Annotated in this window: 22 protein-coding genes and 1 tRNA gene; 15 read left to right on the top strand and 8 right to left on the bottom strand. The window is 39.2% G+C overall.

The genetic code is table 11. From position 1 onward, the window contains the following. Nucleotides 1-6 precede the first annotated feature (6 nt). From mraY to MWU56_RS14305, 10 genes are all read left to right on the top strand, one after another. Nucleotides 7-1,227 (top strand): phospho-N-acetylmuramoyl-pentapeptide-transferase, encoded by a 1,221-nt coding sequence (gene mraY, locus MWU56_RS14260; protein ID WP_247045476.1) that lies wholly within the window; start codon nucleotides 7-9, stop codon nucleotides 1,225-1,227. After that, nucleotides 1,228-2,562: a UDP-N-acetylmuramoyl-L-alanine--D-glutamate ligase gene (gene murD, locus MWU56_RS14265; protein WP_247045478.1), complete on the top strand. Its 1,335-nt coding sequence runs from the start codon at nucleotides 1,228-1,230 to the stop codon at nucleotides 2,560-2,562. Nucleotides 2,563-2,565: 3 nt separating this feature from the next. Next, nucleotides 2,566-3,771 carry an FtsW/RodA/SpoVE family cell cycle protein gene (locus MWU56_RS14270; protein WP_247045480.1) on the top strand — a complete coding sequence of 402 codons (1,206 nt, stop codon included), beginning with the start codon at nucleotides 2,566-2,568 and terminating at the stop codon, nucleotides 3,769-3,771. Further along, on the top strand, nucleotides 3,758-4,846 hold the full coding sequence (murG, locus tag MWU56_RS14275; protein ID WP_247045482.1) for an undecaprenyldiphospho-muramoylpentapeptide beta-N-acetylglucosaminyltransferase: 1,089 nt from the start codon (nucleotides 3,758-3,760) through the stop codon (nucleotides 4,844-4,846). The genes MWU56_RS14270 and murG overlap by 14 nt, the downstream gene beginning before the upstream one ends. Beyond that, entirely contained in the window at nucleotides 4,843-6,192 is a 1,350-nt protein-coding gene (murC, locus tag MWU56_RS14280) for a UDP-N-acetylmuramate--L-alanine ligase (protein ID WP_247045484.1), read from the top strand. The genes murG and murC overlap by 4 nt, the downstream gene beginning before the upstream one ends. Then, entirely contained in the window at nucleotides 6,182-6,901 is a 720-nt protein-coding gene (locus MWU56_RS14285) for a cell division protein FtsQ/DivIB (protein ID WP_247045486.1), read from the top strand. The genes murC and MWU56_RS14285 overlap by 11 nt, the downstream gene beginning before the upstream one ends. Before the next feature lie 3 nt (nucleotides 6,902-6,904). Further along, entirely contained in the window at nucleotides 6,905-8,233 is a 1,329-nt protein-coding gene (gene ftsA, locus MWU56_RS14290) for a cell division protein FtsA (RefSeq protein WP_247045488.1), read from the top strand. A gap of 27 nt (nucleotides 8,234-8,260) precedes the next feature. Beyond that, nucleotides 8,261-10,249: a cell division protein FtsZ gene (gene ftsZ, locus MWU56_RS14295; protein WP_247045490.1), complete on the top strand. Its 1,989-nt coding sequence runs from the start codon at nucleotides 8,261-8,263 to the stop codon at nucleotides 10,247-10,249. Between the two features lie 99 nt (nucleotides 10,250-10,348). Further along, nucleotides 10,349-10,801 carry a GatB/YqeY domain-containing protein gene (locus tag MWU56_RS14300; protein ID WP_247045492.1) on the top strand — a complete coding sequence of 151 codons (453 nt, stop codon included), beginning with the start codon at nucleotides 10,349-10,351 and terminating at the stop codon, nucleotides 10,799-10,801. An 11-nt stretch (nucleotides 10,802-10,812) separates the two neighbouring features. Continuing rightward, nucleotides 10,813-10,886: transfer RNA gene (locus tag MWU56_RS14305), tRNA-Arg, on the top strand. A 45-nt stretch (nucleotides 10,887-10,931) separates the two neighbouring features. Here the strand turns inward: MWU56_RS14305 and MWU56_RS14310 are convergent. Beyond that, entirely contained in the window at nucleotides 10,932-11,480 is a 549-nt protein-coding gene (locus MWU56_RS14310; protein ID WP_247045494.1) for a hypothetical protein, read from the bottom strand. 259 nt (nucleotides 11,481-11,739) lie between these two features. Here MWU56_RS14310 and MWU56_RS14315 point away from each other — a divergent pair, with 259 nt between their 5' ends. From MWU56_RS14315 to MWU56_RS14330, 4 genes are all read left to right on the top strand, one after another. Further along, complete coding sequence (locus MWU56_RS14315) at nucleotides 11,740-12,183, top strand: YHS domain-containing (seleno)protein (protein WP_247045496.1); 444 nt, start codon at nucleotides 11,740-11,742, stop codon at nucleotides 12,181-12,183. Nucleotides 12,184-12,236: 53 nt separating this feature from the next. Next, a complete protein-coding gene (locus tag MWU56_RS14320) occupies nucleotides 12,237-12,722 on the top strand; it encodes a DinB family protein (protein ID WP_247045497.1) in 486 nt (161 codons plus the stop codon). After that, nucleotides 12,710-13,426, top strand: coding sequence for an NRDE family protein (locus MWU56_RS14325; RefSeq protein WP_247045499.1), 717 nt, complete (start codon nucleotides 12,710-12,712; stop codon nucleotides 13,424-13,426). Before MWU56_RS14320 ends, MWU56_RS14325 begins: the two co-directional genes overlap by 13 nt. A gap of 80 nt (nucleotides 13,427-13,506) precedes the next feature. Then, the gene (locus tag MWU56_RS14330; protein ID WP_247045501.1) at nucleotides 13,507-14,475 is read left to right on the top strand and encodes a D-alanine--D-alanine ligase; all 969 of its coding nucleotides are present in this window, start codon (nucleotides 13,507-13,509) and stop codon (nucleotides 14,473-14,475) included. Between the two features lie 8 nt (nucleotides 14,476-14,483). On the opposite strand, the gene MWU56_RS14335 is transcribed toward MWU56_RS14330, so the two are convergent. From MWU56_RS14335 to rpsO, 7 genes are all read right to left on the bottom strand, one after another. Further along, on the bottom strand, nucleotides 14,484-14,957 hold the full coding sequence (locus MWU56_RS14335) for a glutathione peroxidase (protein ID WP_247045503.1): 474 nt from the start codon (nucleotides 14,955-14,957) through the stop codon (nucleotides 14,484-14,486). 2 nt (nucleotides 14,958-14,959) lie between these two features. Beyond that, nucleotides 14,960-15,331, bottom strand: coding sequence for a hypothetical protein (locus MWU56_RS14340; protein WP_247045753.1), 372 nt, complete (start codon nucleotides 15,329-15,331; stop codon nucleotides 14,960-14,962). A gap of 148 nt (nucleotides 15,332-15,479) precedes the next feature. Further along, nucleotides 15,480-16,457 carry a YpdA family putative bacillithiol disulfide reductase gene (locus MWU56_RS14345; protein WP_247045505.1) on the bottom strand — a complete coding sequence of 326 codons (978 nt, stop codon included), beginning with the start codon at nucleotides 16,455-16,457 and terminating at the stop codon, nucleotides 15,480-15,482. After that, nucleotides 16,457-17,116, bottom strand: coding sequence for a ribulose-phosphate 3-epimerase (gene rpe, locus MWU56_RS14350; protein ID WP_247045507.1), 660 nt, complete (start codon nucleotides 17,114-17,116; stop codon nucleotides 16,457-16,459). Before rpe ends, MWU56_RS14345 begins: the two co-directional genes overlap by 1 nt. Before the next feature lie 186 nt (nucleotides 17,117-17,302). Beyond that, complete coding sequence (locus tag MWU56_RS14355) at nucleotides 17,303-18,166, bottom strand: RNA polymerase sigma factor RpoD/SigA (RefSeq protein WP_100817395.1); 864 nt, start codon at nucleotides 18,164-18,166, stop codon at nucleotides 17,303-17,305. A gap of 153 nt (nucleotides 18,167-18,319) precedes the next feature. Continuing rightward, complete coding sequence (locus tag MWU56_RS14360; RefSeq protein ID WP_247045509.1) at nucleotides 18,320-20,557, bottom strand: polyribonucleotide nucleotidyltransferase; 2,238 nt, start codon at nucleotides 20,555-20,557, stop codon at nucleotides 18,320-18,322. Nucleotides 20,558-20,778: 221 nt separating this feature from the next. Then, a complete protein-coding gene (rpsO, locus tag MWU56_RS14365) occupies nucleotides 20,779-21,048 on the bottom strand; it encodes a 30S ribosomal protein S15 (RefSeq protein WP_100817397.1) in 270 nt (89 codons plus the stop codon). Nucleotides 21,049-21,200: 152 nt separating this feature from the next. On the opposite strand from rpsO, the gene MWU56_RS14370 reads away from it, so the two are divergent. Continuing rightward, complete coding sequence (locus tag MWU56_RS14370; protein WP_247045512.1) at nucleotides 21,201-22,073, top strand: hypothetical protein; 873 nt, start codon at nucleotides 21,201-21,203, stop codon at nucleotides 22,071-22,073. Nucleotides 22,074-22,081 lie beyond the last annotated feature (8 nt).

A 22,081-nucleotide genomic window follows, 5' to 3' on the forward strand; every position in this document is an offset into this window, starting at 1 on the left:
TAGTCCATGTTATACTACTTGTTCGAATTTTTAGAGAATCAATACCAACTGCCAGGTGCAGGACTTTTTCAGTTCCTGACTTTTAGGGCGGCATTGTCCGTATTGCTATCTCTATTGATTGCCATGGTCTACGGTAAAAAGATCATTTTGTTTCTGCAGAAAAAGCAGATAGGTGAAAGTATCCGAGATTTAGGTTTAGACGGTCAAAAACAAAAAGCGGGAACTCCAACAATGGGAGGGCTTATCATAATAATATCCACCTTATTGCCAGTGATTCTTTTTGCAGATGTTAAAAACATTTATGTTCTTCTTTTGATAATGACCACCATTTGGATGGGCATTATCGGTTTTATAGATGATTACATTAAAACCTTCAAAAAAGACAAGCAAGGGTTAAAGGGGCGGTTCAAAATTATGGGACAAGTCGTTTTGGGATTGATTGTCGGACTAACACTATATTTTCATCCGGCGGTTACCATAAAAGAAAAAGACTCCACTACCATTACACAAGACTTTAATGTGGAAAAAGTGTTTGGTGAGGAAACCAAAGCACTTCGTACAAATGTTCCCTTTTTCAAAAATAATGAATTGGATTATGCCGATTTTATCTCTTGGATAGGAGAAGGGGCAGAGGATTATGCGTGGTTGATATTTATTCCCGTTGTGATCTTAATTGTAACAGCCGTTTCCAATGGGGCCAATCTTACCGATGGTATTGATGGTTTGGCAGCAGGGTCATCTGCCATAATTGTTTTGACTTTAGGGATTTTTGCCTGGGTATCGGGCAATATCGAATTTTCCGACTACTTGGATATATTTTACTTGCCCAGAGTAGGGGAGTTGGTGGTGTTCATTGCCGCTTTTGCAGGTGCTCTGGTCGGATTTTTATGGTACAATGCCTATCCGGCACAGGTTTTTATGGGAGATACAGGCAGTTTGACCATTGGAGGTGTAATTGCCGTAATAGCCATTATAGTAAGAAAAGAACTGTTGATTCCGATTTTGTGTGGAATCTTCTTTGCCGAATCACTGTCCGTAATGCTTCAAGTAGGATATTTTAAACACACCAAGAAAAAATACGGAGAGGGTAAGCGCATATTCTTGATGGCGCCTTTGCACCATCATTATCAGAAAAAAATGTATCACGAAAGTAAAATAGTGACCCGCTTTTTGATTATAGGAATTTTACTGGCAATTATCAGTATTGTCACATTAAAGATTCGATAAATGGGCCGATTGGTAATACTGGGAGGTGGAGAAAGTGGGGTTGGAACCGCAATTTTAGGGCAGCAGAAAGGATATAATGTCTTTGTTTCGGACAAAGGCGAGATAAAAGATAAATACAAAAAAGTTCTTGAACATTTTGAGATTGAATGGGAGTCTGGAACGCATACGGAATCTAAAATTCTAAATGCCGATGTGGTGATGAAAAGTCCTGGAATACCCGACAAGGTGGCCATTGTTAAAGCACTTGTTGATAAAGGTATCCCAGTGATTTCTGAAATAGAATTTGCATCAAAATACACGGATGCTACAATAATTGGTATCACCGGAAGTAACGGTAAAACCACGACCACTATGTTAATCCACCATCTGTTAAAAGATGGGGAACTGCATGTGGGTATGGCAGGAAACATTGGAGATAGCTATGCTAAAATGGTGGCCGAGAATGATTTTGATCATTATGTGTTGGAAATAAGCAGTTTTCAATTGGATGGAATAGTGGGGTTTAAACCCAATATCGCCATAATCACCAACATTACTCCAGATCATTTGGATAGGTACGATTACAAGTTTGAAAATTATATCGCATCCAAATTTAAAATAGCCATGAATCAAGATAAAAATGATTACCTGATTTATGATGCCGATGATGAAGTGATTCAGGATTGGTTAAAAAAACATCCAGTTCAATCAAAATTGGTTCCCTTTTCTTTAAAAAGAAAATTAGAGGAGGGAGCTTGGTTAGAAGATAAAACAATAAAAATAAAATTAGAACATAAAACCTTGGAAATGAGAGATGATATTTTGGCCATGGAAGGCCAGCACAATGTAAAGAACACCATGGCGGCGAGTATGGCAGCCATGTTGGTGAAGGTTAGAAAAGAGACCATTCGCCAGAGTATCCAATCTTTTCAGGGTGTGCCCCATAGATTGGAAAAAGTATTGAAAATCAATCATGTGGAATACATCAACGATTCCAAGGCAACAAACGTAAATGCTACATTTTATGCATTGGACGGTATTAAAAAACCGATTGTATGGATTGCCGGTGGAGTGGATAAGGGTAACAATTATTCGGAGTTGATGCCGTTGGTGCGCGAAAAAGTGAAAGCTATTATTTGTCTGGGAACGGACAATACCAAATTAAAGGATGTTTTTGGAAATGTCATCGATTTAATGGTCGAAACTTATTCCATGGAAGAAGCTGTGAAGGTTGCCTATAAACTTGCGGAGCGCGGAGATGCTGTTTTGTTATCTCCAGCTTGTGCCAGTTTCGACCTTTTCAAGAATTATGAGGATCGAGGAGATCAATTTAAAAACGCAATAAAAAACTTGTAAAACGTGTTGGGAGTATTCAAAAATCTGAAAGGTGATAAGGCTATATGGGGTGTAGTGGCTCTCTTGGCACTTTTCTCATTTTTACCAGTGTACAGTGCCAGTACTAATTTGGTGTACGTCAATGGTGATGGAACCACTTTGGGACATTTGGTAAAACATGCTGTGCTCCTTTTCTTGGGATTTGGTATTATTTATGCCGTACACAGGATACCAACGCATTATTTTAAAGGGCTGTCCATAATAGCCATGCCCATTGTAATCCTACTTTTAATATATACACTTACAGTTGAAACACGAATAGGAGGGGTTACCGCCAACCGATGGATAAAGATACCATTGGTAGGGGTCAACTTCCAGACATCAACTTTGGCTGGCGTAGTGTTAATGATTTGGATTGCTAGGTATTTAACCAAAATCAAGGAAACTAAAATAGCTTTTAAGGAAAGTATTTTACCATTGTGGCTGCCAGTTGTTTTAGTGGTGCTCTTAATATTGCCCGAAAACTTCTCAACAGCTGCGATTCTTTGTTTTATGGTTTTGGTACTTTGTTTTTTAGGAGGATATCCTTTAAAATATTTGTTCGCACTTGTAACAACGGGAATTGTATTTACAGGTATGTTTTTGTTTGTACTGTTCAAAGCGCCCGAAGCACTTCCTCAAAGAGCGGGAACATGGAAGTCCAGAATAGAAACATTTGTTCATCCAGAACAAGCAGATAGGGATGACCTGCACCAATTGACTTTGGCACAAATTGCTGTAGCTGAAGGCGGGGTAGTTGGCAAGGGAGCGGGGAAGAGTGTGATGAAAAATATGCTTTCCCAAAGTACGTCTGATTTTATTTTTGCCATAATTATTGAAGAATATGGATTATTAGGGGGAGGGGCATTATTATTTTTCTACCTCCTATTGTTGTTTCGTATTGTGGTTGTTGCCCATTCATCCAAATCGGTTTTTTCAAAACTATTGGTGATAGGGGTTGGACTGCCCATTGTGTTCCAAGCCTTTATCAATATGGCAGTGGTGGTGCAATTGTTTCCTGTTACGGGGCAACCATTACCATTGATCAGTATGGGTGGAACTTCTATTTGGATGACTTGTATGGCCATTGGAATTGTGTTGAGTGCGAGCAATAGAAAAGAAAATTTAGAGGAGCAATCCTCAGGTATCGATGAAACAAACCCTTTAGAAGTATTAAGTGGACAGATATAGGTTTATACTTTCTGGAGGAGGAACTGGAGGACATATTTATCCAGCAGTGGCTATAGCCAATGAATTAAAAAGAAGATATCCGAATGCTGAATTTCTGTTCGTTGGCGCAAAGGATAAAATGGAGATGGAAAAAGTACCGCAAGCCGGATATAAAATAAAGGGATTGTGGATAAGTGGAATACAACGGAAACTGACTTTGAAAAATATCACGTTTCCATTTAAATTGATAAGTAGTTTGTTGGAAGCACGTAAAATAATAAGGCATTTTAAACCTCATGTGGCGATTGGTACGGGAGGTTTTGCGAGCGGCCCATTGTTGAAAATGGCTGAAAACTCCGGTGTGCCTTGTTTGCTGCAAGAACAGAATTCATTCGCAGGAATTACCAACAAACTGCTCGCAGGTAAAGCAAAGACAATTTGTGTGGCCTATGACGGCATGGAGCGTTTTTTTCCAAAGGAAAAAATTGTAAAAACTGGAAATCCCATTCGTACCGATTTAGTCGATATAAAGAAAGGAAAAAAAGAAGCTACTGAGTTTTTTGGTTTGGAGTTCAATACGAAAACTGTTTTAGTATTGGGTGGAAGCCTTGGAGCTCGAAGAGTAAATCAATTGATTGAAAAAGAGCTTGAATTTTTTAAAGAACAAGGGCTACAGGTGATTTGGCAATGTGGAAAATTGTATCACCAAGAATACAAAAAATACGATTCCAATTCTGTTAAGGTATTGGCATTTGTAAACCGTATGGATTTGGCTTACGCGGCTGCGGATGTAATTATTTCCAGGGCAGGGGCAGGATCGGTATCCGAACTCTGTTTGGTAGGTAAACCGGTGATTTTTATCCCATCGCCCAATGTGGCCGAAGACCATCAAACCCAAAATGCAAAAGCTTTGGAAGCTAAAGATGCGGCTATCATGCTTAGGGAAACGGAGCTGGATTCTGAATTTGAAAAAAGTTTTTCAGCCTTAATGAAGTCACAAGAACTACGTATTAAACTCAGTGAGAATATTAAAAAAATGGCCATGCCAAAGGCTACGGAACATATTGTGGATGAAATTGAAAAATTGATAAAGTGAATTTGAAAGACATACATAGCGTTTATTTTATAGGTATAGGAGGCATAGGTATGTCTGCTTTAGCACGCTATTTCAAATTTATCGGCAAAAAGGTGGCCGGTTATGATAGAACATCTTCTTCAATAACAGACAACTTGATCAAACAGGGAATCTCCGTGCATTTTGAGGATAATGTCAATGTAATTTCAGATGCTTTTAAACATCCGAACACCCTGGTGGTGTATACCCCGGCCGTTCCTTCTACACACTCAGAATTACAATTTTATCGCAATCAGGGGTTCGAAATCAAAAAACGTTCCGAGGTATTGGGGATTATTACCAAAGATTCGTTTTGTTTGGCTGTTGCCGGTACACACGGTAAAACAACTACAACTAGTATTTTGGCACATCTGCTCAAGGTGTGTGATTTGCCCTTAACAGCTTTTTTAGGTGGTATTTCGGAAGATTTCAACAGTAACTTTGTGCTCGAAGGTACGGAGTATTCAGTTATAGAAGCCGACGAGTTTGACCGATCGTTCTTGCATTTGACTCCAACCGTAGCTTGTGTTACATCAATGGATGCAGATCACTTGGATATCTATGGAACTAAGGAAGAATTGGAGCGTTCTTTTAATGAATTTGTGCGAAAAATAAAGCCTGATGGAAAATTGATCGTACGCAAAGGATTGCCGTTGGATGGTATCACTTTTGGTATTGAAGATGGGTCCGATTACTGCATCAAGAATATTAGTATTGAAAATGGTGCCTACATATTCGATATTGTAACACCTACGGATGTTATTAATAATGTGAAGTTCAATAAGCCAGGAAGACATAATCTATTAAATGGATTGGCTGCTTTTACCATGGCGGTACAAACAGGTTGTTCACCGCATCGAATTGCACAAGCTTTAGAAAGCTTTAAAGGCGTTCAGCGTAGATTTTCTTACCAAATAAAAGAAAAAGATTTTGTTTTTATAGATGATTATGCTCATCATCCAACAGAAATCAATGCTGTTCATCAAGCTATTCGAGAAATGCATGAAGGAGAAAAGATTACGGTAGTTTTTCAGCCCCATCTATTTTCAAGGACAAAGGATTTTATAGAAGATTTTGCAACAAGTCTTTCAGATTTTGATGAAATAATACTATTGGATATTTATCCAGCAAGGGAAGAACCAATTGAGGGAGTCACTTCGCAATGGTTGTTGGATAAAATAGAGAACCCCAATAAAAAACTGATTTCAAAATCAGCATTATTGGAAGAAGTAATGAACTGCAAATCGGGCGTATTGGTTGCTCTAGGTGCAGGTGATATTGGACTGGAAGTTCCAAAAATCAAAAAAAAATTGAGTTATGCGCATTAATTGGGATTACATAAAACTTGCATTTTTGTCTGTGGCCGTAGTTGCACTTTATGGTTTTGCCGACCATAAAAACCAAAAGAAAATGCTCAAAAATGTGTCTGTGAAATTTGTTGGGGACAACAATTTGTATTTAACTGAGGATGCGGTTAATAAATTGTTAATACAAAATTACGGACCCCTAAAAAACAGGCCTAAAGAACAGTTAGTTTTGAATACCATAGAGGAGCTTATACTATCCAATGATATGGTTAAAAATGCCCAGGTCTATCTTACTGTAAATGGGGAACTTGTATCCAAGATTGTTCAGCGGAAACCAATCGGAAGAGTAGAAGGGGTCTCCAAATTTTATTTGGACGATACAGGTGAGCGTATGCCTATATCAAAACACCACTCTGCAAGGGTTCCTATAATTACAGGAAAAATTACAGGTAAAAGCCTTGAAGATGCTTATGTGATTTTAGATTATATCAATAATGATGATTTTTTAAGAAAGAATGTCATTGGGATACATATTGAAGAAGAAGGGAAATATCAACTCAAATTCCGCATGGAAAATTTTGTGGTGAATTTGGGCGGAGTAGATAACTTGAACAAGAAGTTCAGCAATTTTATGGCCTTTTATGCAAAGGCGGCCAGGGACAATTCCTTGGAGGATTATGCAACAGTTAGTTTGGAATTCAACAATCAAGTGGTTTGCACCAAAATATAAATTATGGAACAAGGTAATTATTCAGTTGGGTTGGATATTGGAACTACCAAGATCGTAGCTATCATAGGTAGGGAAAATGAATACGGAAAAATAGAAGTTTTGGGCACCGGCCGGTCTAAAAGTTTGGGTGTTCACCGTGGAGTGGTCAATAATATTACACAGACCATATCGTCTATTCAACAGGCGGTGGAACAGGCCGAGTTGAACTCGGGCTTAAAAATTGGTTCTGTGGTGGTTGGTATTGCAGGCCAACATATCCGAAGCTTGCACCACAGTGATTATATTACCCGACCCAATTCCGAAGAGGTAATAGACAACGATGATTTGGATAAACTGTGCAATCAGGTATACAAATTGGTAATGCTTCCAGGAGAAGAAATTATCCATGTATTGCCACAGGAGTACAAAGTGGATGGACAGGCCGAAGTTAAAGAACCCGTAGGAATGTATGGCGGTCGATTGGAAGCCAACTTCCATGTAGTGGTAGGACAAGTATCGTCCATAAAAAATGTTGGAAGGTGTATTAAAAGCGCCGGACTTAATCTTGGAAATATCACCTTGGAACCATTGGCATCCGCTGATGCAGTTTTAAGTCAGGAAGAAAAAGAAGCAGGTGTTGCATTGATCGATATAGGGGGCGGGACTACCGACCTTGCTATTTTTAAGGATGGTATTATTCGTCATACTTCCGTTATCCCGTTCGGGGGTAATGTGATTACAGAGGACATTAAAGAAGGTTGTTCCATTATTGAGAAACAAGCTGAACTCCTAAAGATAAAATTTGGTTCCGCTTGGCCAGGGGAAAACAAGGATAATGAAATTGTATCCATACCCGGATTAAGAGGTAGGGAACCAAAAGAAATTACTCTAAAAAATCTTTCTAAGATCATACACGCACGGGTAGTGGAGATTGTAGAACAGGTTTATGTGGAGATTAAGAACTACGGTCACGAAGAACAAAAGAAAAAATTAATTGCAGGGATTGTACTTACCGGAGGAGGAAGCCAATTGAAACATTTAAAGCAATTGGTGGAATATATTACCGGTATGGATACAAGAATTGGTTATCCCAACGAGCACCTAGCGGGCGATTCCGATGAAGAGGTTGCCAGCCCATTGTATGCAACGGCAGTTGGGTTGCTGATGAATGCCTTAGAGGCCCAAAAGAAAAACCAAGTCGTAGAACAGGAAGAGATGTTGGAAGAAGAGGTTTTGGTAGGGCAAGAACATGATATGGGAGCCAAAACAAATACGGTATCACAAACTGAAAGGAAATCCATTTTTGATAAATGGTCAGAAAAGTTGAAGGACTTTTTAGACAACGCAGAATAATAACCTCATAAGAGAAACACAACTGTCATGAGTAAGAACACTGAATTTGACAACATAGCTTTTGATTTGCCCAAGAACAAGAGCAACGTAATTAAAGTAATTGGAGTAGGCGGCGGCGGAAGCAACGCTATCAATCACATGTTTCAGGCCGGTATAAATGGTGTGGATTTTGTAATCTGTAACACCGATGCCCAAGCTTTAGAAAACAGCTCTGTGCCCAATAAAATCCAATTAGGGGTGTCCCTAACCGAAGGATTGGGTGCGGGTGCTAATCCTGATGTGGGAGAACAGGCCGCTTTGGAAAGCATGGAAGATTTAAAGACCATGTTGGGACATAATACAAAAATGACGTTTATTACTGCTGGTATGGGCGGTGGCACCGGTACTGGTGCAGCTCCGGTTATTGCTAAAATTGCCAAGGAAATGGATGTTCTTACGGTAGGTATTGTAACCATGCCGTTCCAGTTCGAAGGGGCCATGCGTAATAAACAAGCGCAGCTTGGAATTGAAAAACTACGTGCCAACGTGGACTCCTTGATTGTAATCAATAACAATAAACTTAGAGAAGTTTACGGTAATCTTGGGTTTAAAGCCGGTTTCTCTAAAGCAGATGAGGTATTGGCAACTGCGGCAAGGGGTATCGCAGAGGTAATTACTCATCATTACACACAAAATATAGATTTAAGGGATGCCAAGACAGTACTTTCAAATAGTGGAACGGCCATTATGGGATCCTCGGCGGCATCTGGATCAGCTAGGGCTACTGAAGCCATTATGAAAGCATTGGATTCACCATTATTGAACGATAACAAAATCAATGGTGCGAAGAACGTGTTGTTGCTTATTGTTTCCGGTTCTCAAGAAATTACCATTGATGAAATTGGTGAAATCAACGATCATATCCAAATTGAAGCAGGTCACGGAGCTAATATTATAATGGGTGTTGGTGAAGACGAAAGCCTCGGTGAAGCAATTGCCGTTACGGTTATTGCCACAGGTTTTAATGTAGACCAACAGGATAATATAGTGAATACCGAATCTAAAAAGGTCTTTTACACCTTGGAAGACGAGCAAACCGCTGAACAGGATTTAACTCCTGAAGCTACATCAATACAAGAAGTTGAGGTTGAAAAGACACCAACTCCTGAGATAGAGACAATTCCTGAGCCAGAACCCACCGTGGTTAAACACACCTTGGATATGGAGGAAGAAACAAAAATGGAGGATCCAAAAGTTGAGACAAAAAAACCTGACTTGATTCCGACCACTAATTACATCCGAAATTTTAATGTATTCTATGAAGAAGTTGTTCCAGAAAACGTTGAAGATGATTTTGTGATTATAGAAGCCAAGAATGTAATCAATAATATTGATGTTGTTGATGCTGAAGAAATGTCTTCGAAGAGCAAAGAAGATCAATTTACGCTAAGCTTCGATATGCCATTGAACAGTGAAGCGGAGGAAGATGAAAAGGAGCATACGGTGACCTTTAACCTAGATGATGGATTGGGTGAGGTTGAAGTGAATGATTATGTGGAGGTAAAACCTGTTCTTGAGTACAAGAAAGAAGGAGAAACTCGATATGATCTGCAAGAGTATATGGAATTGGAAAATAAGTTGACGGGTGCAAAGTCAAAAGCTGAAACCCATGAGCCAAAAATGGTGGAGAACGAACTTGTTTTTGAAAAGAAGACTTTAAAAACCCAAGAAGAGGACTCGAGCCATAATGAGGAGACCACAAACAGTATGGATCCTATGAATAGCTCGATCAGTGATATTTTAAGAGATAGAGCGGATGAACGCAGAAGAAAGTTGAAAAACTTTAATTACAAGTTCCAAAACAACCGTAATAGTATCGATGATATTGAAAAGGAGCCTGCATATAAGAGGCAAGGAGTTGACCTGAACGATGTTCCAAAAGAGCAAAAAGTATCTAGAACTTCATTGGGGGAGGATAGCAATGATGATCTTCAGTTGCGCTCCAATAACTCGTTTTTACACGATAATGTTGATTAGTAGTGTTAAAGTTGATTTCCATTTTTAATTGGAAGCATAAACCCGGAAGTTGCATAACTTTCGGGTTTATTTTTTATCTTCGCGGACTAAATCAGAAACATGGGTTTGCAAGAAAAGGTAATGACAGAAATGAAGGCCGCAATGAAGGCAAAGGATACCGTTGCCTTGGAATCTTTGCGAGCTGTTAAATCTGCTATTTTATTAGCAAAGACAGATAAAGGAGGCGGTGCTGAATTGTCTGAGGAAGACGAGATTAAATTGGTTCAAAAATTGGTAAAGCAGCGTAAAGATAGCGCTGTAATATATCAAGAGCAGGGTCGTGATGATTTGGCCGAACCGGAATTGGCACAAGTAGCCGTTATTGAAAAATTTTTACCGGAGCAGCTTACCGAAGAGGATATAGAAAAAGTGGTTGTAATGACCATCGATGCTGTTGGGGCTACAGGTATGCAGGACATGGGAAAGGTGATGGGAATTGTTTCCAAGGAATTGGCTGGACAGGCAGATGGAAAAACCATTTCCTCCATCGTAAAAGCTAAATTGAGTTCCTAAAATTATAAATTGGCCCAGTAGTTCAACTGGATAGAATATCAGATTTCGGCTCTGAGGGTTGGGGGTTCGAATCCTCCCTGGGTCACAAAATAATTGCCGTTTTTAAAGTCTGGGAATTTCCCAGACTTTTTTAATATATGCTTAGAGTGTCCACATCGACAAAAGTAGCTGGAATATTTGCAATCAATCCAGCTTGATCGTCAACATCTGCAGGAACTAGTACATAACGAATGCGTATATTTTCTGAATCCACTTGATATAGATTAATATTTATGGGTATTGCATCCATACTAAACCTGATCCCGTTAAAAGATTCTGTTTGTTTATTTTCATTGGCAGGGTACATGCCATAAGAAAAATATAAATAGTTTAAATCACCTAAACTAATTGGAAAAACACGTACTGAATTATAATGTTTTAGGTACATCATTACCACACCTCCGTTATCTATATAGGTGGATATGTTTTCTATAGGAATATCCATAAAAGCTTTTCCTATATCTAAATCTTTCCAGGTCCAAACAATAGGCATCCAGTCAGAAACAAAAATATTGGCATTACCATCTTGACCCGCAGGTCCCGTTTCACCATCTTCACCAGAACAAGAAAAAAATATAAGTAAAAGGCAGAATAAAAGATAATGGAATAGTTTTATTGTTGTAAGGTCTAAAAGCTTCATGGTGTTCTTTTTAAATCGTTGCACGGTTCCTGTCAAACTCTGATATGGTTAAAAATAAACATCTGTTATGCAATAGTTTAAATGTAATTGATGTTTGAGGTATATGAATTGATATTTGGCATATATGAATTGGTGTGACCAATTTAGGTAAGCTGTTTTTTTGTTGATTTGACGTAATCATTCCAAATAATATCTAATGTTGATTGAAAGGAATAAATGGCTTTTAGGACTAATAAGGTAATTGGTCAATACAATTATCATGAACAAAATCATTTTCTTTTCTCTTTTGATGATAGGAGCAATAGGTTGTTCCCAGCACAAAGATTATAACACTAAAAAAGGATATGCAGCAGCTGGTTATGATGTGGTTGCCTATTTTGATGGTCAGGCATTGGAGGGAAAGAAGGAATTCACCACAAACTATGATGATGTAAACTACATGTTTAACAGTAGGGCCAATATGGATAGGTTCAATGCCCGGCCCGAAGTATATTTGCCTCAATATGGAGGATATTGTGCATATGCCATGGCCGTAAACGGTAAAAAAGTAAATGTCGACCCTGAAACCTATGAGGTTAGGGACGGCAAACTTTATCTATTTTATAATAAAGGAAAAAACAACACATTGCAATTGTGGTTGAACGAATCTCCACAGAATCTTCAGTCCATGGCGGATATAAATTGGGAGAAATTAATAAACTGATTATTCTTTTTATCTTATGCTCAAATTCATCAAAAAACAATAACTAAACAGCCATGTTCAAATCTTGCTTGGATACTTTGAAACAGTTTAACGAGGTTTTATCCAAACTGCCCAAAGATTGTTATACACAGTCTTGCGAAATTCTTTCCAATGCCACTATAGGTCAGCATACGCGACATATCATTGAACTGTATCTTTGCTTGATCAAGGGGTATGACATTTCCGATGTTTGCTACGATCGAAGGAAGCGCGATCCAAATATTGAAAAAGACCTTATTTTTGCCCAGGAGCAACTGGCATATATTCAAAAGTATTTAGAAAAACCAAATAAACACATTACCGTTAGATACGAGCTAGGAGGAGAGGAAACCCGCTTAGATTCCAATTACTTTAGGGAAGTAATGTATAATTTGGAACATACCATTCATCATCAAGCATTGATCAAAGTAGGAATTAAACACTTTTCGGACCAAGAAGTTCCAGAGTCCTTCGGAGTTGCTCCATCCACCATACAATACAGAAAGGCATGTGCACAGTAAGCTTTATTTCATCGGACAGTCAATACTTTATAACCTCCAACAGGGATGAGCACACTTCCCGTCCACGAGCCTTGGAGCCACAAGAAGAAATCATTGGTGGGGTTAAAGTACTTTTTCCAAAAGACCCCAAAGCCGGGGGAACGTGGTTTGCTTTGAACGAAAAAGGTTCGGTTGCCGTGTTGCTCAATGGTGGTTTTGTAAACCATAGATTTGCTGGTAAATACGCCAAAAGCCGTGGATTGGTATTATTGGATATTATAAGTTCGGAAAGTCCACTAATCCTACTTCAAGAAATGGAACTGTTCAATATAGAACCCTTTACCCTGATATTGTTCACTTCGGGTTTGTTAGAGTTTCGTTGGGATGGACATCAAAAGTATTTTAGACCATTGGACAAGGGTAAAAACCATATTTGGTCCTCTGCGACCCTTTATGAAGATGAAGTAATTGAGCACAGAAATCGCTTGTTCCACGAGTTTACTAAAGCCAGCACCCGCATTAGGGCCTCAGAGATAATGGATTTTCACTCAAACAACCATAATGATTTTGAAAATGGATTTATTATTGATAGGAAATCGGGTCTAAGGACTTTTAGTGTTACTCAGGTTATTCTAAATCAGGATGAACATATTATGAGCCATCTGGACTTGTTGCACGATAAATTATTTGAAGCTTCTTTGCCGCCCTGTCAATTAACTCCTTAGCAATAATGACTTCTATAAAACTACTATGGCATAAAATCACACATTGGGAGTATTGGCCGTTTTGGTTAATTTATTATCCCATGTTTCCAGTTTGGCTGTATTATTCTATCAAGGCAAAATCACTTTTCTTTTTTAATGCCGCCAATCCGGGGATGAAAAATGGGGGCATGGCCATGATTTCCAAAATGGATATTTATAATAGGATACCTACCCAGTTTATTCCCAAAACACTTTTTATTGAGAAAGATGAGTCTCCGGAATTGGCCTTGGAACGTATATTGGATTTGAATATCAACTTCCCATTTATTGCAAAGCCCGATATTGGTATGAAGGCCTTTGGCGTGGAAAAAATACATTCAAAAGAAGAGTTCTGGAAATACATAAATTGGACACCCTCTCATTTTTTGGTGCAGGAATTAATTCCGTATCAAAAAGAGGTAGGTATATTTTACGTGCGAAAACCTGGAGAAGATCATGGAAAAATTACGGGTATTGTAGCAAAAGAGTTTTTGTTCATAACAGGGGATGGAAATAGTACCATGTTGGAACTTATCAAAAAGAACCCGCGCAGTCACCTGCAATTAAAGATATTACAGAAAAAATTTGGAGCAAAACTAAAAGAGGTTTTGAATTACGGTGAGAAATTTATTTTGGTGCCCTACGGAAGCCATACCCGAGGAGCCAAGTTTGTTGATTTTAGCCATAAAATCAATAATGATTTGGTGGAAACCATAGATTGTGTCTGCTCTCAAATTAAAGGTTTTCATTATGGTAGGTTAGATGTGCTCTATAATACTTTTGAAGAGCTATGCCAAGGAAAAAACTATAGTATAATTGAAGTGAACGGGGCAGGAGGGGAGGCAACCCACATTTATGACCCAAAACACTCCTTACTATGGGCATGGCGAGAAGTTGCGCGTCATTGGGGCATATTGTGTGACATTAGTATAGCTAATAAAAAAGCTGGACATTCTTATTTAAGTTTCAAGGACGGTAGGGCCATGTTGAAACAAACTGGTGCTCTGCAAGCGCAGTTAAGACCTCAATAAAATTTATCTTATAGGATTTTTTCGATGTATTTTGCCATTGAACTAGGTTTTGAGGTGGGTGCAAAACGTTTAACAGGCCTTCCTGTTTTGTCGATTACAAACTTGGTGAAGTTCCATTTTATTTTTCCGCCCAACAAGCCGCGCAATTCGGATTTGAGGTGCTTAAAAATGGGGTGTGCGTCGTTTCCATTAACATCGATTTTTACAAACATGGGAAAACTCACCCCGTAATTTACCTCACAAAACTCTTTGATGTTTTCAGTACTTCCGGGTTCTTGGTTTCCAAATTGGTTGCAGGGAAATCCTAGCACAACCAGCCCTTTGTCCTTGTATTTTTGATAAAGTTCTTCCAATCCCTTGTATTGTGGTGTTAAACCGCATTTACTGGCCGTGTTTACCACAATAATGGTTTTTCCTTGGTATTTGTTCATGGACTCTTGAATGCCATCCAAACGTTCTGCTCCAAATTCGTAAAATTTCATGGTTACGCTTTTCTTTTATTTAATAAATGTTTTAATGCTCCGGTGGACCAAAGCGCCCATAAAATCAACACAGGCTGAAAAAATAAACGAATCAATCGTTTAAGATCGGTGTCTAAACCAAAAGCATCAATGCCATTGGTGTATTGTGAAATGTTCCCTGGGAAGATCAACACATAGAAAATGGCCAACAGTATACCCACTTTAACTTTGTATTTGATCAAAAGGACCATGGCGAGCCCCAACAGAATCTCAACAACACCAGAAGCTATCACTACAAAGTCCATGAATGCCTCACTTGTGGGCAACCATCGTGGGACTTGGGCTTGGAATTCGTTGCGTTGAAAAGTAAGATGGCCAATGCCAGCCATTGTCATCAATAAACCAAGGATAATTCTAAATGCATTTTGTGTGGAACTTGTGGCCGTATTCAATTGAGAACTTTTTTAGGTTCTCTTAAAGATAGTCAGATCTAAATTTATACTGTTTCCAAAAGCAGCAAAATGTTAACTCATATCAAATTGCTTATTTTCTCAATTCAAACTTGTGTTTGATGGTTTTCATAATGATAGGTGCGTGGATGCGCGAATTTTCTATGAACCATTTGTGGGTTTCCATACCGCCACAGATTACCCCGGCTAAAAACAGACCATCTACATTGGTTTCCATGGTCTCAGGGTCGTAGGTAGGGAGTCTTTTTTGGTCGTTTGATAATGTGATGCCCAGTTTTTCCAAAAAAGAAAAATTTGGTCGATATCCGGTTAAGGCGAGTACAAAATCGTTTTCAAAAGTCACATCACCTTCTGGAGTGTTGATTATAATTTCATTTGGCTTTATTTCCTTAACCGTAGAATTATAAAACGCTTTAATACTTCCCTCTTCAATTCGGTTTATAATATCGGGGCGTACCCAATATTTAACACGGGGACCTACTTCTCCTCCTCGGATTACCAAGGTTACCTCGGCGCCTTTTCGCCAGCATTCCAAAGCGGCATCGATAGCGGAATTACTGGCTCCGACCACTACTAGTTTTTGACTGGCATAAAAGTGCGGGTCTTTATAATAATGAGATACCTTGGATAGATCCTCGCCGGGAACATTCAAGTGGTTGGGCAAATCGTAGAACCCAGTGGCCACTACAACATTTTTTGCTTGGTATTCATCTTTGTCGGTTTTTACCAAAAAGTTGTTTTCTTGTTTTTGGGTATCGACAACCTTTTCAAAAAGATGAATGTTGAGCTGGTTTGAGGTAACTATCCGTCTGTAATACTCCAACGCCTCGTTGCGTTTGGGTTTTGCTTCGTTGCTGATGAATGGGATTTCGTCAATCTCCAGTTTTTCTGACGAGGAAAAAAACTGCATGTTCACAGGATAATTGAATAATGAGTTTACAATGGGACCTTTTTCAATGATGATATAGGTCAATTCTTGTTTTTTAGCCTCTAAACCACAGGCAATCCCAATGGGGCCCCCGCCAATGATGACAACATCAAATTCCTGCATTATGCTATTTCTTCTTTTAGTTTTTTAATGGTTTCCGTAGGGTTCTCACTTTTAAACACAAAACTTCCAGCTACCAAAATATCTGCGCCGCAATCCACTAGTTTCTTTGCATTGCCCGCATTTACACCACCGTCAATTTCTATTAAAGTATTTGCATTTTTTCTTTGGATCAATTCTTTCAGATCAGCAACCTTTTGATAGGTATTTTCAATAAAGGACTGACCTCCAAAACCTGGGTTCACACTCATGATAATTACAATATCAATATCTTGAATGGTGTCTTCCAATAATTTGATGGAAGTATGTGGGTTGATGGCAACACCAGCCTTCATACCTTCCGCTTTAATAGCCTGTAGGGTTCTGTGCAAATGTGGACAAGCCTCATAATGAACAGATAAATGGTCTACTCCCAAGTCTGCAAAGGTTTTGATGTATCGGTCGGGATCTACAATCATCAAATGTGTGTCCAATGGTTTAGTTGCATGCTTGGCAATAGCTTCTATGATTGGCATTCCAAATGAGATATTAGGAACAAAAACTCCATCCATAACATCTAAGTGAAACCAATCGGCGTCACTTTGGTTTACCATTTTTATTTCTTGTTCAAGGTTGGCAAAGTCGGATGCCAATAGCGAAGGGGCAATCATTGATTTGTTCATGTTGCAAAGTTAGCCAATTACGGCCATCCATAAACGAAAAAAACTCCGGTAATCAGCCGGAGTTTATTCATCAATCAAAAAACGAACAGTCATGATAAACTGTTATAATTACTAAATTACAACTTTCCTGCCAAAAATCAAATTTAAGGATAGTTTAACTGTAATTAATGGGGTGTTTTTCACACTTTATCCCAAATATGTCTTTAAAATCTTACTTCTTGAGGTGTGTTTTAGCCTTCTAATGGCTTTCTCTTTAATTTGACGAACTCGTTCCCTGGTAAGGTCAAAAGTCTCACCAATTTCCTCCAAGGTCATAGAATGTTGTCCGGCCAAACCAAAGTAAAGTCTTATTACATCAGCTTCACGAGGGGTAAGGGTCTCCAATGCGCGTTCGATTTCAGTACGCAAAGAATCGTGTAAAAGTTCCTTGTCCGGGTTCGGTGATTCACCACTACGAAGTACATCGTATAGGTTGGAATCCTCACCATCGATCAAAGGTGCATCCATGGATACGTGGCGACCTGAGTTTTTCAAAGATTGTTTCACATCTTCCACGGTCATGTCCAATTCTTTGGCAATCTCTTCCGCAGATGGAGGACGCTCGTGTGCTTGCTCCAAGAAAGCAAATGTTTTATTTATCTTGTTGATGGAGCCAATCTTGTTCAATGGTAAACGAACAATACGGGATTGCTCTGCCAAGGCCTGAAGAATGGATTGACGAATCCACCAAACAGCATAGGAAATAAATTTAAATCCTCGTGTTTCATCAAAACGTTGTGCAGCTTTGATAAGCCCCAAGTTTCCTTCATTAATTAAATCAGGAAGGGTCAACCCTTGGTTTTGGTACTGTTTTGCAACAGAAACAACGAACCTAAGGTTGGCTTTGGTCAATTTTTCCAAGGCCACCTGGTCTCCCGCTTTTATGCGTTGTGCCAGTTCCACTTCCTCATCGGCGGTAATTAAATCCACCTTTCCAATTTCTTGCAAATACTTGTCCAACGACGCGGTTTCCCTATTGGTAACCTGTTTTGTAATCTTTAACTGTCTCATCTAAAAATCCCTTCAAATTAAATTTGTGAACCGGAGCTCATTAGGTTATACGTTGAAAAAACCAAAAAGTTACATTTTGGTTGTATTTTTTTAAAAAAAGAAACCCTGGGAATGGTTCCCAGGGTCGTTTTTATGTAAAAGGATTGTTTTTAATTAATCCCTTCTTGGCTTTCTGTCTCGGTCACCACCTCTTCGGTCGCCACCCCTACGGTCACCACCTCTACGGTCACCACCTCTGTCATTCCTAGGCGGTCTTTCTACATAGCCTTCAGGTTTTGGCAATAAGGCTTTTCTTGACACTTTTTCTTTTCTGGTTCTTGGATCAAGACCAAAATATTTCACATCAAAAACATCTCCCATGTTTACCACGTCGGATACATTTTCCGTGCGTTCCCATGCCAACTCGGATACGTGAAGCAACACTTCGTTCCCTGGCGCGTCCATATATTCCACAACAGCACCAAAGTCTAGCATCTTTATCACTTTCACCTCATAAACGCTGCCAACCTCAGGTTTGAACATTAACGCATCGATTTTTGCCAATACGGCATCGATTCCTTCCTGTCCTGTACCCAAGATTTCCACAATACCTTCTTCGGTATCGGGATCTTCGTTGATTACAATAGTGGTATTGGTAGTTTTTTGAAGCTCTTGGATTACTTCTCCACCTTTTCCAATAAGTGCACCTATATATTCACCAGGAATAATTTTGGTCACAATTTTTGGAGCGTAAGATTTGACTTCTTCTCTTGGCTCTGCAATTGTATCGGTAAGTTTGCCCAAAATGTGCATTCTACCATCTTTGGCCTGCATTAAGGCTTTTACTAGGATTTCATAAGAAAGTCCTTTTACTTTAATGTCCATTTGGCAAGCTGTGATCCCATCTGCGGTACCGGTAACTTTAAAGTCCATATCTCCCAAGTGGTCTTCATCACCTAAAATATCTGAAAGAACGGCATATTTACCAGTTTCAGTATCAGTGATCAATCCCATGGCAATACCAGATACGGGTTTCTTCAATTGAACACCGGCATCCATCAAAGCCATGGTTCCGGAACATACCGTTGCCATAGATGAGGAACCGTTGGATTCCAATACTTCGGAAACAACGCGAACGGTATATGGGCAATCTTCTGGAATCATACCTTTTAACGCGCGTTGAGCTAAGTTACCATGCCCTACTTCTCTACGGGAAGTACCACGAATAGGTCGTGCCTCACCAGTTGAGAAAGGAGGGAAGTTGTAGTGCAAATAGAATGTTTCTTCACCTTCAAAAGATGGCATATCTATTTGGTTGGCCTCTCTAGAAGTACCTAAAGTAACGGTTGCCAATGCTTGTGTTTCGCCACGTGTGAAAATGGCAGAACCATGTACGGATGGTAAATAATCGGTTTCGCACCAGATTGGGCGAATCTCGTCAGTTTTTCTTCCATCTAAACGAAGACCTTCTTCCAAAGTTAAGTCACGAACAGCGGTTTTTTCGGCTTTATAGAAATATTTGGAAACCAAATCTCCAAATTCTTCCAATTCTTCTTCAGAGAAGGAAGCTTTAACCTCTTCTTTAATGGCGTCGAAAGCTGCACTACGTTCATGTTTTGCAGATCCTGCTTTGGCAATTGCATAAACCTTGTCATAAGTAAGGTCGTGCACTTTTTTAGCCAATTCTTCATCTTCTCTTTCTCCTTCGTACTCACGAACTTCTTTTTTACCGAAAGCTTCTGCTAATTTTACCTGTGCAGCACATTGTACTTTAATGGCCTCGTGGGCAAATTTGATGGCTTCCGTCATTTCCTCTTCGGAAATTTCGTCCATTTCACCTTCCACCATCATCACAGAATCGGCAGAGGCACCAATCATCATGTCAATATCTGACTCAAGTAATTGTGCTCTTGTCGGGTTGATGATGAATTCACCGTTAATTCTACCTACTCGAGCTTCAGAAATAGCACATTCGAATGGAAAATCCGATAGTTGAATGGCGGCAGAAGCAGCCAATCCAGCCATAGCGTCTGGCATAACCTCTTCGTCATGCGACATCAACTGAATCATTACCTGTGTTTCGGAGTGATAATCCTTAGGGAACAATGGTCTAAGAACCCTGTCCACCAAACGCATGGTCAATACTTCGCCATCACTTGGTCTTGCTTCTCGTTTAAAGAAACCACCTGGATAGCGTCCTGCGGCGGCAAATTTTTCACGATAATCTACAGTAAGTGGTAAAAAATCCACATCTGAAGCTTTGTAATTAGAGACAACTGTACATAATAGCATACACTTGCCTGATTGGACAACAACAGAACCATGGGCCTGTTTTGCCAGTTTTCCGGTTTCGATAGAAATTTCCCTACCGTCACCGAGGTCTATGACCTCTTTGAATGTTTTTGGAATCATAAAAATAATCTTACCCAACCAAATATGGCCAGGTCGTTAAACTTTGGTCTACCGCCATCCGGGCGGTCGGGTTGTGTTGTTGTTGTGTGTGCCTATGGCACTTGACCAATGAAAAACTATTTGTAGCTTTTTGTGTTTGCCCAGTTTTATGCTGGGACTTTGTATGTTGAAACTTGTTCAACTAAAAACAAAGGGGAAGCTAATGCCTCCCCTATTTGTTTTTATTTTCTTATACCCAATTCCTTGATTAAGGTACGGTATTTTGCAATATCTTTTTTCTTTAGGTAATCCAAAAGACTACGTCTTTTACCTACCAACGCCACCAAAGAACGCTCGGTGTTATAATCCTTGTGGTTCTTTTTAAGGTGTCCTGTTAAGTGGTTGATACGGTGTGTGAACAAAGCAATTTGTCCTTCCGTTGAACCAGTGTTGCTCTCAGAGCCGCCGTGCTTTTTAAAAATCTCGGCTTTTACTTCTTTTGTTAAATACATTCCAATATTATTTAAATGATTTTTATGTATTGATTGACGTTCAATCAGCGTGCAAAGATAGGCTCTTTTTTCTAATCTACGAATTTTAACAAAAAATTAAACCTTTTGCAATCATTTAGGTCAAAGAAGCAAACCTATTAAATTCTAATATTATGAAAAAGACATTTAAAAGTAAGTTTAACCGAATTATCTCTATGCTTATTGGAGGATTATTTTTGACCTATGTATCGTGCAGCACGGAATCTTCTGATGAAGAATTAACAAGTACGGAGGTGATTAGCTCCACTGAGCTTAAGTACAGCGATGAGGTGGAAATGATTTCTGAAGAACTTATGACTATTGCCGAGGATGTTTATACTTCTGATGAAATCGGAAGTACATCAAAAGGGAGTTATAATTCAGATTATTTGCCTGATTGTGTTACCGTGTCTGTTGTTGTGACGGGAAACACCAAAGTAATAACCTTGGATTTTGGCGAAGGTTGCGAACTTCCCACTGGAAATACGCTTAGTGGAATGGTATACTTGAACTATGAATTGGACATGGAGAGCACATCAAGTGCTATTGAACTGGCCTTGGAAGATTTTACTTTTAATAATGTTGCCATTGAGGGAGGCGCGGATATTGTAAGAGTAAGAAGCAATGAGAATGGGAATCCTCAAGGAACCTCCAACGCAACTTTTGAGGCAACTTGGCCAAGCGGGGATACCGCTACTTTTAGTGGAACTAGAACACGAGAGTGGATTGAGGGATATGGCACTGGGTTTTGGGGCGACAATGTGTTTTTGATTACTGGTTCAAGAACATATATCAGTAGGACAGGCAACGAATTTGTCAAGGAAGTGGTTACCCCATTAAAAAGATCATTATCCTGCCGATTTATTGTAAGCGGTGTATTGGAAATTTCCCGATTGGGGAATACGGTAAGTTTAGATTTTGGAGATGGTAGTTGTAATTCAAAGGGAATCTTAACATATCCTGATGGTACTGAGAAAGAAATTTATTTGCGCCGGTTTTCAAATTAGAACTCAGT

Origin of the sequence: Allomuricauda sp. F6463D, assembly GCF_023015965.1 — a bacterium.
Classification (GTDB): domain Bacteria; phylum Bacteroidota; class Bacteroidia; order Flavobacteriales; family Flavobacteriaceae; genus Flagellimonas.